Below are 16,202 nucleotides of genomic sequence, written 5' to 3'. Positions count from 1 at the left end.
TACATGGTTCATGAAATCATCTAAATTCATACTATTGTTGCACCATTTATGAGCAACAGAATGTTCAATCAATTTGTACTCTATTGATAATCTGCGTTGTTTCCTTTGCCATTTCTGATGCGTTAAATACAATTCTGCATCTATTAAGTGCTCTGTCTAACATATGTTTCAAGTAATGACAGTTGATCATTGAACTCACACATCATACCAACGACTTTCAAACCAAAATGATCTTGCAAACCCTATAGCTCTGCTATTTATAAACTGATACAATCTTCCAGCAGATGAAATGTGTTTCTTCCATCGGAATTATCGCCATTTTAGCTCATGCAACCCAATACAAATAGCTTTTAGATAAGCCATAATGCCCTCCTAATTGCTATTATCGCTTGCTGAATTAAGAGGAATTAAATTATAAGTTTTACTTCTGTCTCATTTATCTATTTCTTCTATCAGCGCTGAAATATATTTTTTATTCCTAAATTTTCTTTTTATAATAAAATGTTATGCCAATATATGTGCTTCATTTACAATATATGTGCTTCATTTATATGTACTTCATTTGAGAAGCTTTCTGATAGCTCAGCTTTCAACACTGCCCATTTTGTGGTATTGTGTAAAAATCTCTCTTTTTAATGTTAAAATAAAAATCTTGAGGCAATTATATAAATTAAGCTACAGTTTTCTACTTTCTGTTGAAAAAGCAGATATAGTTTTTATCAAAAAAGCTTTTTTCTAGGAAATATTCTATGTACATTCAAATAGAGCCCTAAAGCTCTTTATTAAACCTTATAAAGTTCTTTGAAAATAATATTAATATCGTAATATAATCCTAAAAATAAAATCTGCCCTTTCCTTTTTCATCAAAAGCGGTAAGTAAATTACCGTATATCGCTTATATAAAGGGGAAAACGCAATGCTTAAAGAATTCAAAGAATTTGCCCTAAAAGGTAATATGATTGATCTTGCTATCGGTGTGATTATAGGGGGTGCTTTTGGTAGCTTGGTCAACTCAATTGTCAATGATATTTTTATGCCAATCATTGGGCTGATTACGGGTGGAATTGATTTTTCTAATATGTTTATTCAACTTGCTGGCGAAAAACAAGCAACATTGAGTGCCGCCAAAGCAGCTGGAGCAACCATTAGCTATGGACACTTTATTACTTTACTTATCAATTTTCTCATTATTGCTTGGGTTCTTTTTTTATTCGTTAAAGCTATGAATAAAATCCGTAGAAAAGAAGAAGAAAGCCCCAAAAAAACGTCTTCAGAAGAACAACTTTTAACAGAAATTAGAGATCTTTTGGCTAAGAAAAAATAATTTTATGCAAGATTTACATCATGGAACACGAGGAAAAAACATTTCCACAGTTGTTCCATGATTGGGTTTTGAGAACAGTAAAAATTGTCCCCCTCTTTCTTCCACCATTGCTTTACACATTGGAAGGCCTAAACCTGTTCCCATAAAAGCGCTATCACCAGATCGGCCATCTTTGCGCTCTACTTGACCATAAGGTTGCAGTGCCTGTATAATTTCTTCTTCGTTCATCCCTATACCATTATCACTCACTGAAATTTTTACACGTTCTTTTCTATAAGAAACGTGAACAATAATCTGTCCACCCAAAGGTGTAAAACGAATAGCATTGGAAAGAAGATTCCATATAATCTGGCGAAACACTTGTTGTGATACAGGAATAAATGGAACGTGAGGTGGAGCAACAATACGCATGATAATGCCGTTCTGATTGGCTTGAGTTTCAAGAAAAGCTATCGTTGCACGTAAACAAGATATTACATCAAATGTTTCATAAGTAAGGGAAGAATCAATCTGATTATCGGAACCAGAATAATTTATCTTCGAGCACTCTAGTAATTGATTAATCAGCAATAATATATGTTTTCCAGAGGAAATAATATCGCGTAAATATCCATGATAGCGCTCATTTTCTATCGAACCAAAACGGCCTTCTCTCATAATTTCTGCAAAACCAATAAGAGCATTCAAAGGTGTTCGTATTTCATGAACAACTCCAACGATTTTATCCTCTTCTGCTTTTTTTTCTCCTGATGGAACTGTTTGTGTCCTATCACGCAACATAACAGCATAATTGCCTTGCTTTGCCAAAAATACAATCGTTATCAAAACGGTTATATTTTTATGATTTTTTGTCATTAAATCAGCGGTTTCACTGCGATTTAAAACCTGATTTTTTCCCTCCATACGGATTGATTTAAAATATTTTTCAACCAAAAGTCGGCTTTGCAAAGTAAATAATGAAGAGAATAGCTGTCCTCGTAGTTCATTTATTTCATAACCCATTAATGCTAAAGCTGCCCTACTCGCCGATTGAATAAAGCCCTCTTCATCCAACCATAAAACACCATCTGTTGCTGTATCCAACAATGATAAAACTGCAGCGGGCTCTTTTACGAGAGCTTGTTCTATAGCATTTACCGACAATGTTTGTGCATATGGTAACTGAATAGCTGTTTCTTCAACTAAATTTTCTTCTTTTACCGATGAATTCAATTCATCACGCAATTGCTCTGCAATTTCACGAAAAGCTGAGCGTTCTATCTCCGTAAGACATAGCATTTCTGTTTCTAGCTTTTCATTTCTTTTTTCTTGGACTTTTTTTTGTATTTTTAAAACACCAAAGCCACGAAACCCCTTAAGCTGCTTTGTAACATCAAAAATTGGCAAAGCCGACAATTCAACATCAAGCCATTGTAAGCAACCATCAATAGGCCATTGAACAATCTCTTTACTCCAAGGCATAGCCGCTTCAATAAAATGACTGAGAACCAGATATCGATCATCATTAAATTGATGAGCAAGCTCATGAAAACTACACCCTAAAATAGAAGAAGAGAGAGGACCAACAACTTCAGCTAGCTCTTTTGAGACTTCACAAAACAAACCATTGTGATCGATTTCCCACGTAAAAGGCCGTGGCAAAAGCTCTGGTGTAAAACGAAAAGCTTCTTGCTGACATTTTAATTCATTTGTATTTAACTTTAACTCATCTGCTTTTAATGGCATAACTAAAACTAAAAAGTGTTGGATTTACTCTCAAATGAATAATGCTAATTTGTTTACAATTATCTGTTCTGGTTATAATAACTTGATATCTCATATCAATTGTCTGTAGCAAAATTTTGACTGTTTCATCAACAAAACAAGAATAAAAAGAAGCTTCCAGCTCTGGTTGCTCATTCACCCATTATTGTAATAAATCTTGTTACAATAATGATAACATCTCCCTCGCATAAATAGTACTCAAAAAGAATACACTTATTTTACGCATTCATGCGCCTGTTTTGAAAAAATAACTCCCAAGATCCCCAAGCTTATTTTACGACAGCATCCGTAAATGGTGTAATGTAAAGGTCCCTATAGAGGATATCAAGGCATTGTGCATTACCATTTTTATGCTTATAAAAGAGCTGGTTAGCACCATCATTATACTAATTTCAGCCCCTAATGTCACCAATAGTTCTTAGCATTTGAAGGCATTCATAAGCAGCATTTTTAACTTTTTTACTCCTACATTATTATGATACGCAAGGAAATGGTTTTAATTGTTTCAACAGAAACAGATTTGAAATGAGAAAATCTTACAATGTTTGAGACTTTTATTCACTGTGAATAATGATAAATTACTATCAATCAATATACTGCATTATAAAAATCTCTTTTTCAAATAAAGCTTCTCGTAAGAACACCTTTCTTGAGCCAATAATATCAAATGATAATAAATTCAGCGTAGCGCTTTAAAGTACCCCATGCAACAGAACTTGCATATTGGGCATTTTTTTATGATGCTCTCAATAATCTTCCAAAGATCTTTCTTTCATTAGAATCGCTACAAAAGAAAAAAAATATGCCACCGCACTATTTTATTAAAAAATTCTCTGTAGAAAAGAGAACACAAATCATATGTCCTCATATAAAGATTTGTTTAATTTCTTTATATTCCATATCATTTAGAAATGTTAAAAATATCTCATAATCTCCTTTGATATCAGCTTGTTTACCTCGTCAGAAGTCTTAATACAAAAGATCGCTTTTTCTTTATTACTCTCCATTTAAATTTTTAATATTATATAAAAAAATAAAACAAGCACATTTAAATAATGACTGTCAAATATTTAAAAAATTGCATATTTTTAAATGTGTTTGTTTATTTTACTTCATTGAGTAAAATTTCACGTTTTCCAACATGATTAGCGGCTCCAACAATGCCTTTTTCTTCCATCCGCTCGACGAGAGAAGCTGCTTTATTATAGCCGATTGAAAGTCGGCGCTGAATATAAGATGTTGAACATTTTTTATCACGCATAACAATTTTTACAGCTTGGTTATAAAGTTCCTCACCCTCTTCATCAAAATTTTCTTCCTCAGAAATTCCAGCAGCTGAATCAGCAGAATTATCCTCTTTGTTATCGTCTTCATTATCTGTTACCGTTGCTAAATAATCAGGTTTACCTTGCATTTTTAGATGTGCAACGATGGATTCAACTTCTTCATCAGAAACAAAAGGTCCATGAACGCGCACAATGCGTCCACCACCTGCCATATGAAGCATATCCCCCTGACCTAAAAGTGTTTCAGCACCTTGTTCACCCAAGATCGTACGACTATCAATTTTTGATGTTACTTGAAAAGAAATGCGGGTAGGAAAGTTCGCTTTAATTGTACCTGTGATAACATCAACAGAAGGACGTTGCGTTGCCATAATAAGATGAATACCTGCCGCACGCGCCATTTGCGCTAAGCGCTGAATGGCATTCTCTATCTCTTTCCCTGCCACCATCATAAGATCAGCCATCTCATCAACAATCACAACAATATAAGGAAGCTGCGTGAGATCCATGGCTTCTTCATGATAAAGCATTTCCCCTGTTTCCTTATCAAAACCCGACTGAACAGTACACATGATCGTTTCGCCTTTTTGAGCTGCAAGTGCAACGCGTGCATTAAAACCATCAATATTACGCACACCCAACTTAGCCATTTTGCGATAACGCTCTTCCATTTCACGAACCGCCCATTTTAAAGCTGTTACTGCTTTTTTGGGATCTGTGACAACGGGTGTTAAAAGATGTGGAATGCCATCATAAACAGAGAGCTCTAACATTTTAGGATCAACCATGATCAAACGACACTGCTTTGGTGTCATACGATAAAGAATCGACAAAATCATTGTATTAATTGCAACAGACTTGCCTGATCCTGTTGTTCCTGCAACCAATAAATGAGGCATTTTTGCTAATTCTGCAATGACAGGTTCACCATTAATCCCTTTCCCCAAAGCAAGAGCAAGTTTAAATTCACTTTCACGAAAAGAACGTGTTTGGATTAATTCCCGTAAATAAACAGTTTCACGAACCGCATTGGGTAACTCAATCCCGATAACATTACGTCCAGGAATTACAGCAACGCGTGTAGAAATAGCAGACATAGAACGCGCAATATCATCAGAAAGATTAATAACGCGCGATGACTTTACACCCGCAGCGGGTTCAAATTCATACATTGTTACCACTGGCCCTGGATGAACATGGATAACTTCACCCTTAATGCCAAAATCTTCCAAAACACTTTCCAAAAGTCCAGCACCACGTTCCAATGTTTCTTGAGGAATCATCGTACCTTCGTGAAAAACAGGTTCCTGTAATAAGTTGATCGGAGGAAATTCATAAACATCACAGTCAATAGATTGAATATTTTGCATAAAAGCAGAATCATAATTACCTAATGGCATACGAGTAGATTGCAATGTTTTAGTTTTACTGTTTGCTTGCATCACAGAAAAATCTTTTGAATTCTTTGTGACGGCTTTGTTTATACAATCAACAGTATTATTGGCGACAATATTATTGGTATTTTCAGTCTCTATACTAACCCCTGCATCACTTAACGCCCCTGTATTACTTAACGTATGAGCAGAATCTTCAACAGAAAGCTTAGAATGACACTCTTTATTTGTATGCATTAAATCAGAAATTTTCTCAACACCTCGCATTCTTTCCGCTGGAGATTCTGATGTAATTGAATCATAGAGTTGTGGAAAGCGGTATTCAAGAACACGGTAAAGAGCAGTTATTGACTCATCAAAGGCTGTGGGGATATCAGGTGTGAGTTCATTTGTCGTATCAATTGATGTTCCATCCTCTTTTGAAGTTTGAGTCTCCACATGTTCAAATATCAAAGATTCACACTCAAAAAAAGCATCATCGGAAAGATGCAACGCAGGTTTTATTTTTTGTAGCACATTTTCCACTTGTAATTTATGTTCTTGTTTATCCTCCTCAAGTGGAATATTTGCTGACGGCATATGAATAGCTTGTCGTGATAACTGCTTCAAAACCGTTGAATGACAAACTGATGTTTTATTCTCTATTGATTGAGGATTAATGACTTTTTTTGTCGAAAGAATATTTGTTGTTTTCTTGTTACAACGTACAATACCTGTATCTGTAATTTTTTTTTGATCTTGCTTCGTAAAAATTTTAAACTGTTTTGCAAAAACTGGATCTGTTTCTATACGACGACGCAAAATCTCAACTTCTGGGGTTCTCGTGAAACGGACGTTTTTTCCGAGGGCAAATGCCTTTTTCCACACTTCCGGATAAGGAAATATCTCAGTAATCTTAACAGATAAATCTTCTCTTGATGCACCTTTTGTACCATCATCAGAAAAAGAAGACGTAGAAATAGATTTTGTTTTCGAATTATGCATGGCACCCAACAAATTTATAGCAATGAGAAAAATAACCTTTTCAAAAAGAATTCGTAGAAACTATCATACGAAGGTTAATAACCTTTTGCTGATGGTTACTTTTAAATGAAAAAAATAGTGCCATAATGCATATTCATAATCTGCCTTTTGCATATTTACGATATAAATTGCCTAGTTTATGGTGTCATAGAGCTCGTATTTCATTTGTTTTGAAGAAAACTTCATGATAAAAAAGCTTCAAGAAAATTGTCTATGCCTCTCTTTCTCTCCCTTTTCATAAAAGAAACTAGTTTCAATAATACAATAAGCATTGCTCTATTGAATTCTCCATGATCAATTATCACAATATAATCTAATTTCTCGCGTTTTTATAAGATTACCCTTGTTATCCTCGTTTAAAAAGGCTTAGACTAAGACAATCATAATTACATAAATACAAATAGAAAAAAGGGAGTGAATTATGTTTAATAAACGGAAATTTTATATCAATGGTCTATGGGATGAGCCAAGCACTCCTCACGATTTTGACGTCATTAATCCATCAACAGAGGAGACTTGTGCTGTCATTAGCCTTGGAAGTACAAAAGATGCCGATAAAGCAATTAATGCGGCTAAAGAAGCCTTTCAAAAATGGAAAACAACATCACCAAATGAGCGTCTTGGATTTGTTGAGAAAATTCTAGAGATCTACGAAAAACGTTCCAAAGACATGGCAAAAACCATTTCAATGGAAATGGGGGCACCAATTGATATGGCGCTTAATGCGCAAACTGCAACTGGCAGTTCCCATATTCGCAATTTTATCGAAGCTTATAAAGAGTTTTCGTTCCAAAAAACTTTAATAAAGGGAAATGAGCAAGCAATCCTTCACTACGATCCTATCGGCGTCGTAGGATTAATTACGCCATGGAATTGGCCCATGAATCAAGTAACTCTTAAAGTTATTCCTGCTCTCTTGGCTGGCTGTACCATGGTGTTAAAGCCCTCTGAAATTGCGCCTCTTTCTGCTATGCTTTTTGCTGAATTTTTAGATGAAGCCGCACTTCCAGCCGGTGTTTTTAATTTAATCAATGGTGATGGTGCAACTGTCGGCTCTTACCTCTCTGCACATCCAGATTTAGAAATGATCAGCTTTACTGGTTCAACTAGAGCAGGAAAAGATATTTCTAAAAATGCCAGCGCTACTTTAAAAAGAGTCTGTCTGGAACTTGGGGGAAAAGGAGCGAATATTATCTTTGCTGATGCCGACTCAGATGCTGTTCAACGTGGTGCACGACATTGCTTTTATAATAGTGGACAAAGTTGTAATGCACCAACTCGTATGCTTGTGGAACAGAGCATCTATGACAAAGCCGTGAAAATAGCCAAAGATATTGCAGAAACAACAAAAGTAGGACCAAACTGCCAAGAAGGAAATCATATTGGGCCCATTGTTTCAAAAAAACAATATGATAAAATTCAAGATCTTATCCAATCGGGAATTGATGAAGGTGCAACTCTTGTTGCAGGCGGGACTGGTTTACCAAACGGAATGGAACGCGGTTATTATGTCCGTCCAACAGTCTTTGCTGATGTAAAACCTCATATGCGTATTTTTAAAGAAGAAATCTTTGGTCCAGTTCTCTCGATTCTTTCTTTTAGTACAGAAGAAGAAGCCGTCGCTTTAGCGAATGAGACTGAGTATGGTCTTACAAACTATATTCAATCGCAAGATCGCAACAAATGTCGTCGTATTGCGGCACAAGTACGCTCTGGTATGGTAGAAGTTAATGGACATGGATTACCCAGTGGAAGCTACTTTGGAGGTGTAAAATTTTCTGGGCGCGCTCGTGAAGGAGGACATTGGGGAATTAAAGAATTTCTCGATAGTAAAGCAATTTCGTACTGGTAAAATCTTATTAAAAACTTAATAGGAATCGTATGGTAATACAGAAAATAACGGATGAAGGTGCTCTTGGGCAACGTCTTGATCAGTGGCTCGCAAAACAATATCATGACGTGCTCTCACGTTCGCGTTTGCAAACCCTCATCCGTGAAGGCTGTCTTAAAATTGATGGTCAATTCATAAAGGAACCAAAAACAAAATTAAAACCTAACCAAATAATTGAATTGGAAATGCCGGACCTTCGTGATGCAGAACCTAGCGCTGAAGCCATTGCATTGGACATTCTTTTTGAAGATGATCATATCATTGTTATTAACAAACCAGCTGGTCTTGTTGTTCATCCTGGGAATGGAAATTGGACCGGTACATTGGTTAATGCCCTTATTTACCACTGTGGGAATAGTTTATCTGGTATAGGTGGTGTTAAACGCCCTGGCATTGTCCATCGTCTTGATAAAAATACAAGCGGTGTTATGGTTGTTGCAAAAAATGATCTAGCTCATAAAAGTCTCAGTGCTCAATTTTCTGATCATGGACGTACCTGCGCATTAGATCGACGCTACCATGCCTTGATTTGGGGAACACCTCAGCGCAATGTCTGGACAATTGATGCATCACTTGGCCGTTCGCCCCATAACCGGACAAAGCAAGCTGTCATCCATAACCAAAACCCTTATGCTCGTCATGCTGTTACACATGTTTCTCTGCTTGAAAAATATGGCTCTCATGCAGACTCAACATCTTTTGCTAGCCTTCTGGAATGTCGCTTAGAAACTGGACGCACCCATCAAATCCGTGTTCATATGACTCATATGGGGCATCCACTCATAGGCGATACAGTTTATGGAAACGCTTTTAAAACAAAATCAAACACATTCAACCCCACTATTAGAAATGCAATCGATCAATTCAACCGACATGCACTCCATGCTGCAAGTCTTACTTTTGAACATCCTTCTACCGGTAAAGTTATGTCGTTTTCCGCACCACTGCCTCAAGATATGGCTAAACTTATTAAGCTTTTTAAAAAAATGAATTGAAACTTTTCCCCTTCTCAAGATTTCACAATAAAATATCTTTTTTTGAACAAAATTGAAAAATATGCTAGAGTGAGGTTATGAGGATAGTTAGCTATCTAAAACATAGAATTTGCCTTATCAGGGAATTCAGATGAAAGGAGGGTGCTATATGGCCCATATGAATTTATTATCAGTAATGACAGGTGATGGTGGTTTAAACCGTTACTTGGAAGAAGTGCGTCGTTTTCCAATGCTTGAGCCAAAAGAAGAATATATGTTAGCTCAGCGTTACCGTGAGCATAATGATCTAAAAGCTGCGCATAGGCTAGTAACCAGCCATTTGCGTCTCGTAGCTAAAATCGCGATGGGATATCGGGGCTACGGACTTCCCATTGGGGAAGTCATTTCAGAAGGCAATGTTGGACTCATGCAAGCTGTTAAACGTTTCGAACCAGAGCGGGGTTTTCGTCTTGCAACCTATGCAATATGGTGGATTAAAGCGTCAATCCAAGAATATGTATTGCGCTCTTGGAGTTTGGTGAAAATGGGGACAACAGCTAATCAAAAGCGCTTGTTTTTCAACCTTCGTAAGTTAAAAAGTAAACTTCAAGCACTTGATAGTGGCGATCTCAATGCAGAACAAGTGAAAGAAATTGCAACCCAGTTGAATGTCACAGAAGATGAAGTTGTATCAATGAATCGTAGGCTTGGTGGTGACACTTCACTCAACGCACCAATTCGGACAAAAGAAGGAGAAAACAGCGAGTTACAAGATTGGTTGGTGGATGAATCTAACGATCAAGAACAAATTTTAATTGAAAAAAGTGAATTAGAAAATCGCCGTTCCATGCTCATAAATGCCATGGACAATCTCAATGAACGCGAAAAACGTATATTCAAAGCGCGTCGTTTAAATGATGTACCACTAACCCTAGAAGAACTCTCTGGTGAATTTAATATTAGTCGAGAACGAGTAAGACAAATTGAAATGCGTGCATTTGAAAAAGTACAAAACTCTATCAAAGATTCTACTTTATCTCAAAGTCAAGTGTAAAACCTAGAGTTAAGTATAAAGCCAATGGTTTGCACATTCTTTAAATGTGAAAATGAAAAAAAGCATGCCTTGGCTTTATACTTGTAAATTAGTCTATCGAATTCTTTACGTTATTGATATGTAAAGATTTAGTGAGTGTATTTGGTATATAATTGATAAAGACGGTCGTGGAAAATTCTTCACAGCCGTTTATTTTTTTGCATCTATGTTTTATTTTTTTGACCAAGAACTGTTAACTTATCTTGTTGTGCAAGCCATTGTCCAATAACTTCATTAAAAATAGACTTACCTGTTGGTCCTTTTGCAAAGGTTAATTCACTTATACGCCCATTTTTATCCGTTAACACCAAACGCATCCAATCTAATTCTCGCATCAATTGTAAATTTCGATCAAGAAATGGATGATTACCACTCAATGCGACAAGAAAAAAGTCATCGTTAATCTTTGCAGCAATGGTTCTTGTTAAAGCCTGTCCAATGGATTGTTCACTTGCTTTAAAGGTTAATGCTTGAACATTGCTTATAGCTTTACCTGAAAATTTATCCGAAAGAATAAAAATAAGGTCCATAATATATGAAGCAGGAAATGACTGATCGGTATTACGACGTAAAATTAACCGCAATGATATCCCTTCATCAGGAATTGTTATATCACCTTGTATAGTTGTTTCTTCTGGAGACCCCTTCACTTGAGACTCTTTTATAAGCGTCCAGCGAGCACTTCCCGTTGCTATCTTTTCTGCATCATAATTTGTACGTGCTTGATAGAAAACAGCTTCACCTGATTTTTCAAGCGATTGCAAATTGCTATCAACAACTGTTGAGAGTACTTCTTCATCCGAAGAATCTATCGCTTGTTTTAAACCAACATCAATTTCACTTCCATCCTCTAATAAGCGTTGTGTTAACTTTCTCTTAATTGGAAATGCCTTTGGTACTCTGTGAGAAGCTTGAAGATTTTCTTCTAAAAACTGATAATCATTTGATACAAATACACGCTCACCAACAAAAAAAATACCAACAATTAAAACAACAAAACTAACAACAAAAACAGCACTTATCACAATACGCCTTTGCACTAACGATTTATTAGCACGACGTAAAGCCTGAGAAAAAATGTGCGAAACAATATGCGGATTATCTTCCTGCGAAGGAGAAATCTTTAACACACTGCTATTAACATGCTGAGAAGGCACATCAGCCTCCATATTAACAGGCTCTGCATCTGGTATATCTGATACACAAAGCTCAACAAATACCTTGTTATCCTTTGAACGTGTAACAAAATCCTGCTTTCTTTTTATGTTTACCTCTGACAATTCATTATTCTTTGGTAATATAGTTTTTTTTGTAACTTTCTTATCTTCATTTATATTTGTGGGATTCCACCCAATAACTGAAGAAAGCCGTTTCTTTTCAACTGCTAAATATTCTCCTTCAACAGTTGCAATAGAACTTTGAAGAATCTTTCTTTGTTTATCCGCTATTGCTTGTGGTATTTTTGCTGTTACAAATTGATGTTCTAGTGTTTCGGTAGCCCGCTTATAAATCCGCTTACGCACTTGTGGTGTAATATTATTTTGTGCATTAATTGTCTTTTTTAAGATTCCAACGAAATCTACCATTTCCTCTATAATCTCTCTTAAACTGAGAAAAAATCAATAGTAAAGCCAAAAAACTTTATTTTAGCCTTCTAAATTGGTTGCCATTTAATATTGGTACAACATAATGTAAAATGAATATGAAAAATAAACAATGCTATTTTGCACCTTTCTCTTACGTGCTCTTAAAGACTTTTTTTGTAAAAAGATACAAAAATGAACAGAGAACATATATAGAAATCTAAAAACAATAATCAATTAACAAAGGGATCCGTAATAAGAATAGTATCTTCACGCTCTGGACTTGTGGATAATAAAGCCACTTTTGTATTAATCAGTTCTTCAATATAGCGTATATATTTAATAGCCTGCACTGGTAAATCTTCCCACCTCAATGCATGTGCTGTTTCTTTCTTCCAACCTTCTAATGTTGCATAAATAGGCTTCACCCGATCCTGAGCTCCCATGGAAGAAGGTAAATAATCAATCCTTTTACCATCAAGCTCATAACCAATACAAATTTTTATTTCATCCAAACCATCTAAAACATCAAGTTTTGTCAATGCTATACCTTGAACACCGCAAATTGTTACCATCTGACGTACTAAGACAGCATCAAACCAACCACATCGACGCTTTCGACCCGTTACAACACCAAATTCATGTCCACGCACTCCCAGAGATTCACCAATATCATTTATCTGCTCTGTCGGGAACGGCCCTTCTCCAACGCGTGTAGTATAAGCTTTTGCAATACCCAAAACATAATGGATTGCATCAGGTCCCATCCCCGAACCTGTACATGCTTGCCCAGCAACTGTATTAGATGACGTTACATAAGGATAAGTTCCAAAATCATTATCTAATAAAGCACCTTGCGCACCTTCAAAAAGAATGTGTTTACCTCCTCGATAACCTTCATCTAAAAGACGCCACGTACAATCCATAAAGGGCAAAATTTTATCCGCAACTTGCATCAATTCATCATAAAGCGCTTGAGAATCAATCTCTGCAACACCCATCCCACGACGCAAAGCATTATGATGCCTCAAAAGCCGCTCAATCTTAGCCATAAGTGTATCTTTTTCTGCTAAATCCATCACTCGGATAGCACGACGTCCCACCTTATCTTCATAAGCCGGTCCAATACCGCGCTTTGTTGTACCAATCTTTAAACCAGATAAACCGCTTTCTCGAATTGCATCAAGATCACGATGCAACGAAAGAATCAAAGGAGCATTTTCAGCAATACGCAAAATTTCTGGTGTGATTTTTACACCCTGATTACATAGTTTTTTTACTTCTGCAACAAAATGATGAGGGTCAACAACAACACCATTACCAATAATTGATAACTTGCCACGCACTAAACCAGACGGTAAAAGTGATAATTTATAACTGACTCCATCAACAACCAATGTGTGGCCAGCATTATGCCCCCCCTGATATCTCACCACGATATCTGCTCGCTCAGACAACCAATCTACAATTTTACCTTTGCCTTCATCACCCCATTGTGTACCGACAACAACTACATTGGCCATAACTTTCTCCGTCGTGTTTGGTCAAAAAAACCAGCATTCAAAAACAAACACTTCTTTATAACGAAACCTTAGAGCAAGTGCGACTCTTCATTTCAGATTTTTCTCAATCTTCAAGTGATTAAATTTTCAAATTTATGATAATAAAGATAAGCAAATACCAAAATATTTTAAATCTGTCATTTTTGCTACAAAAAGTAAAAAAATAGAGATTTTAATTTGTGCGTATCCAACACCTGACAGAGCATTTATTCCTCCTCTTAATCTTTTACAATTCATGTTAATCTTTTACAATTCATGTAATATTTAGAGGCTGTTTGTCTGATACAAGAATACGAAAGATCATCATAATCTCTCGTATCCTTTTTCTGTTTAAAAACACCCTGTGAAAATCACCAGTAATTATTTAAAGCTGTGCTTTTTCAACTTGGAACGCCCACTCAAGCCATTGTGTTAAAATTTCAAGATCGGAAGCCTCAATTGTTATACCCGCCCAAATTCGAAGACCAGGAGGAGCATCGCGATACGAACCGATATCATAAGCAACCCCTTCCTCATCAAGACGCTTCACAACCGCTTTTATAAAAGATACTCGCTTTTCCGTATCCAAAGCAGTAATCACTGGATCCACAATATCTAAACAAATAGCGGTGTTAGAACGCACTTCAGGATCTTTTGCCAAATATTCTAACCATGGCGTTTTGCGAACAAAAGCATCAAGTACAGAAAAATTTTTCTCAACCCGTGCTCTTAATGCCGCTGCACCTCCTAGAGATTTTGCCCACTTCAACCCATCAAGGAAATCCTCAACACAAAGCATAGAAGGTGTATTGATGATCTTTCCTTTAAAAATATCTTCGTTCAATTTTCCATTTTTTGTCATATAGAAAAGTTGGGGCATAGGCCAAGCTGGAACATGATTCTCAAGCCTCTCAACAGCACGAGGACTTAAAATCACCATACCATGTGCAGCCTCGCCTCCCAAAACTTTCTGCCATGAAAAAGTAACAACATCTAATTTTGAAAAATCAAGATATTGCGCAAAAGCTGCCGATGTTGCATCACAAATGGTCAATCCAGCCCGCTTATGCGGAATGAAATCTGCATTAGGAATACGCACACCAGAAGTTGTCCCATTCCATGTAAAAACAACATCCCGATCAAAGTCAAGTTGTGTTAAATCTGGTATTTCACCATAAGGAGCTTCAAAACGACGCACATCAGAAAGCTTTAATTGCTCGACAACATCTTTATTCCACCCAAACCCAAAACTTTCCCACGCTGCCATATCAATGCCACGCTCACCTAATAGAGACCATAGAGCAGCCTCAACAGCACCGGTATCTGATCCTGGCATAATTCCTATACGATGATCAGAAGGAACCTCAAGAATCTCACGGGTTAAATTAACAACTTCAGCAAGTTTTAATTCTGCTTCTCTAGATCTATGTGAACGCCCAACTAATGCATTTTTAAGAACATCAAGAGTCCAACCAGGCCGTTTGCTACAAGGACCTGAAGAAAAATTAGTATTATTGGGACGATTACTTGGTTTTTGTAACATTATCATTATTTCTCCCCTTTTAGATGTTTTTCTTTCTTTATAAAGAAAAACAAATTATTATAAAGACTAATCAATAATCTTTTTAGAAAAAAGTCAAAAATATTGTCTATTATTGCGTATGCTTAAAATTCACGGAAACTTTATAAAAAATCTTTCTTAATCATGCCTCTCGATTGATTCTTTTAATTTTTTTTCGTATCATCACCACAATAAGACAGCATTCTAATAACAATACACTAAACTATCCAATATACCTATCAAATTTATTTTATGATAAAGATTCATTGATAACGCTCTAGAATAGGGAGATAAACTTATTAAAAAATCAATTATTTTTCTTTTGATGACTGGACAGAGAAAATTTTAATGTTATAACCGCAAACGCTTTATATTTTTTATGAAGCATGCCCAGATAGCTCAGTTGGTAGAGCAGCGGACTGAAAATCCGCGTGTCCGTGGTTCGAATCCGCGTCTGGGCACCACTTTTTGTGTTTAGCATATTGAAATATATAGATTTTTTCTTTAAATAGCCATTTTCAGACCACCTTTTAGACCACCTTCTACAGTTTATATAATTTTACCTAATTTGTTCTTATTTGCTCCTTATTTTTCTTTGGAGTGAAGGCTAAGATCTCTTTTTTTCTCCATCTCACTGCTCTCCCTAGCTTATATGGCTCCGGAAACAACCCCTGAAGCACCCAATTGCGAATCGTGGTTGTGGATACACTAAAAAACTTTGCACACTCACGTGTTATTACATATCCATCTCCATCATCAAATATCATC

The 16,202-nt window shown here is 36.2% G+C and carries 10 protein-coding genes and 1 tRNA gene; 5 read left to right on the top strand and 6 right to left on the bottom strand.

Annotation, left to right across the window (positions count from 1 at the left end; translation table 11 throughout):
- Nucleotides 1-916 precede the first annotated feature (916 nt).
- A complete protein-coding gene (mscL, locus tag ACFIL7_RS07530) occupies nucleotides 917-1,324 on the top strand; it encodes a large conductance mechanosensitive channel protein MscL (protein WP_026500234.1) in 408 nt (135 codons plus the stop codon).
- A gap of 18 nt (nucleotides 1,325-1,342) precedes the next feature.
- Here the strand turns inward: mscL and ACFIL7_RS07525 are convergent, their stop codons facing one another.
- Nucleotides 1,343-3,049: an ATP-binding protein gene (locus ACFIL7_RS07525; RefSeq protein WP_375655228.1), complete on the bottom strand. Its 1,707-nt coding sequence runs from the start codon at nucleotides 3,047-3,049 to the stop codon at nucleotides 1,343-1,345.
- A gap of 1,141 nt (nucleotides 3,050-4,190) precedes the next feature.
- Nucleotides 4,191-6,752: a DNA translocase FtsK gene (locus tag ACFIL7_RS07520; RefSeq protein WP_375634866.1), complete on the bottom strand. Its 2,562-nt coding sequence runs from the start codon at nucleotides 6,750-6,752 to the stop codon at nucleotides 4,191-4,193.
- A 460-nt stretch (nucleotides 6,753-7,212) separates the two neighbouring features.
- Between ACFIL7_RS07520 and ACFIL7_RS07515 the strand changes: the two genes are divergently transcribed.
- The 3 genes from ACFIL7_RS07515 to rpoH all read left to right on the top strand — a co-directional run bounded on the left by ACFIL7_RS07515 (nucleotide 7,213) and on the right by rpoH (nucleotide 10,710).
- The gene (locus ACFIL7_RS07515) at nucleotides 7,213-8,643 is read left to right on the top strand and encodes an aldehyde dehydrogenase family protein (RefSeq protein WP_375633509.1); all 1,431 of its coding nucleotides are present in this window, start codon (nucleotides 7,213-7,215) and stop codon (nucleotides 8,641-8,643) included.
- Between the two features lie 29 nt (nucleotides 8,644-8,672).
- Nucleotides 8,673-9,677 carry an RluA family pseudouridine synthase gene (locus tag ACFIL7_RS07510; RefSeq protein WP_375634868.1) on the top strand — a complete coding sequence of 335 codons (1,005 nt, stop codon included), beginning with the start codon at nucleotides 8,673-8,675 and terminating at the stop codon, nucleotides 9,675-9,677.
- A 148-nt stretch (nucleotides 9,678-9,825) separates the two neighbouring features.
- Nucleotides 9,826-10,710, top strand: coding sequence for an RNA polymerase sigma factor RpoH (gene rpoH, locus ACFIL7_RS07505; RefSeq protein ID WP_375618560.1), 885 nt, complete (start codon nucleotides 9,826-9,828; stop codon nucleotides 10,708-10,710).
- Between the two features lie 203 nt (nucleotides 10,711-10,913).
- On the opposite strand, the gene ACFIL7_RS07500 is transcribed toward rpoH, so the two are convergent.
- The 3 genes from ACFIL7_RS07500 to ACFIL7_RS07490 all read right to left on the bottom strand — a co-directional run bounded on the left by ACFIL7_RS07500 (nucleotide 10,914) and on the right by ACFIL7_RS07490 (nucleotide 15,422).
- Nucleotides 10,914-12,335, bottom strand: coding sequence for a hypothetical protein (locus ACFIL7_RS07500; RefSeq protein ID WP_375634870.1), 1,422 nt, complete (start codon nucleotides 12,333-12,335; stop codon nucleotides 10,914-10,916).
- Between the two features lie 230 nt (nucleotides 12,336-12,565).
- Nucleotides 12,566-13,855, bottom strand: a complete 1,290-nt coding sequence (locus ACFIL7_RS07495; protein WP_375634872.1) for an adenylosuccinate synthase — start codon at nucleotides 13,853-13,855, stop codon at nucleotides 12,566-12,568.
- 403 nt (nucleotides 13,856-14,258) lie between these two features.
- Nucleotides 14,259-15,422, bottom strand: coding sequence for a phosphoserine transaminase (locus tag ACFIL7_RS07490; protein WP_375613717.1), 1,164 nt, complete (start codon nucleotides 15,420-15,422; stop codon nucleotides 14,259-14,261).
- 400 nt (nucleotides 15,423-15,822) lie between these two features.
- On the opposite strand from ACFIL7_RS07490, the gene ACFIL7_RS07485 reads away from it, so the two are divergent.
- Nucleotides 15,823-15,898: transfer RNA gene (locus ACFIL7_RS07485), tRNA-Phe, on the top strand.
- Nucleotides 15,899-15,997: 99 nt separating this feature from the next.
- Here the strand turns inward: ACFIL7_RS07485 and ACFIL7_RS07480 are convergent.
- The gene (locus ACFIL7_RS07480; RefSeq protein ID WP_375683478.1) at nucleotides 15,998-16,201 is read right to left on the bottom strand and encodes a helix-turn-helix transcriptional regulator; all 204 of its coding nucleotides are present in this window, start codon (nucleotides 16,199-16,201) and stop codon (nucleotides 15,998-16,000) included.
- Nucleotide 16,202: the final 1 nt, after the last annotated feature.

It is taken from the genome of Bartonella sp. AP3QHHD (assembly GCF_042195765.1).
In the GTDB taxonomy this organism is placed as follows: Bacteria; Pseudomonadota; Alphaproteobacteria; order Rhizobiales; family Rhizobiaceae; genus Bartonella.
This window is presented reverse-complemented; position numbering and strand designations above follow the sequence as displayed.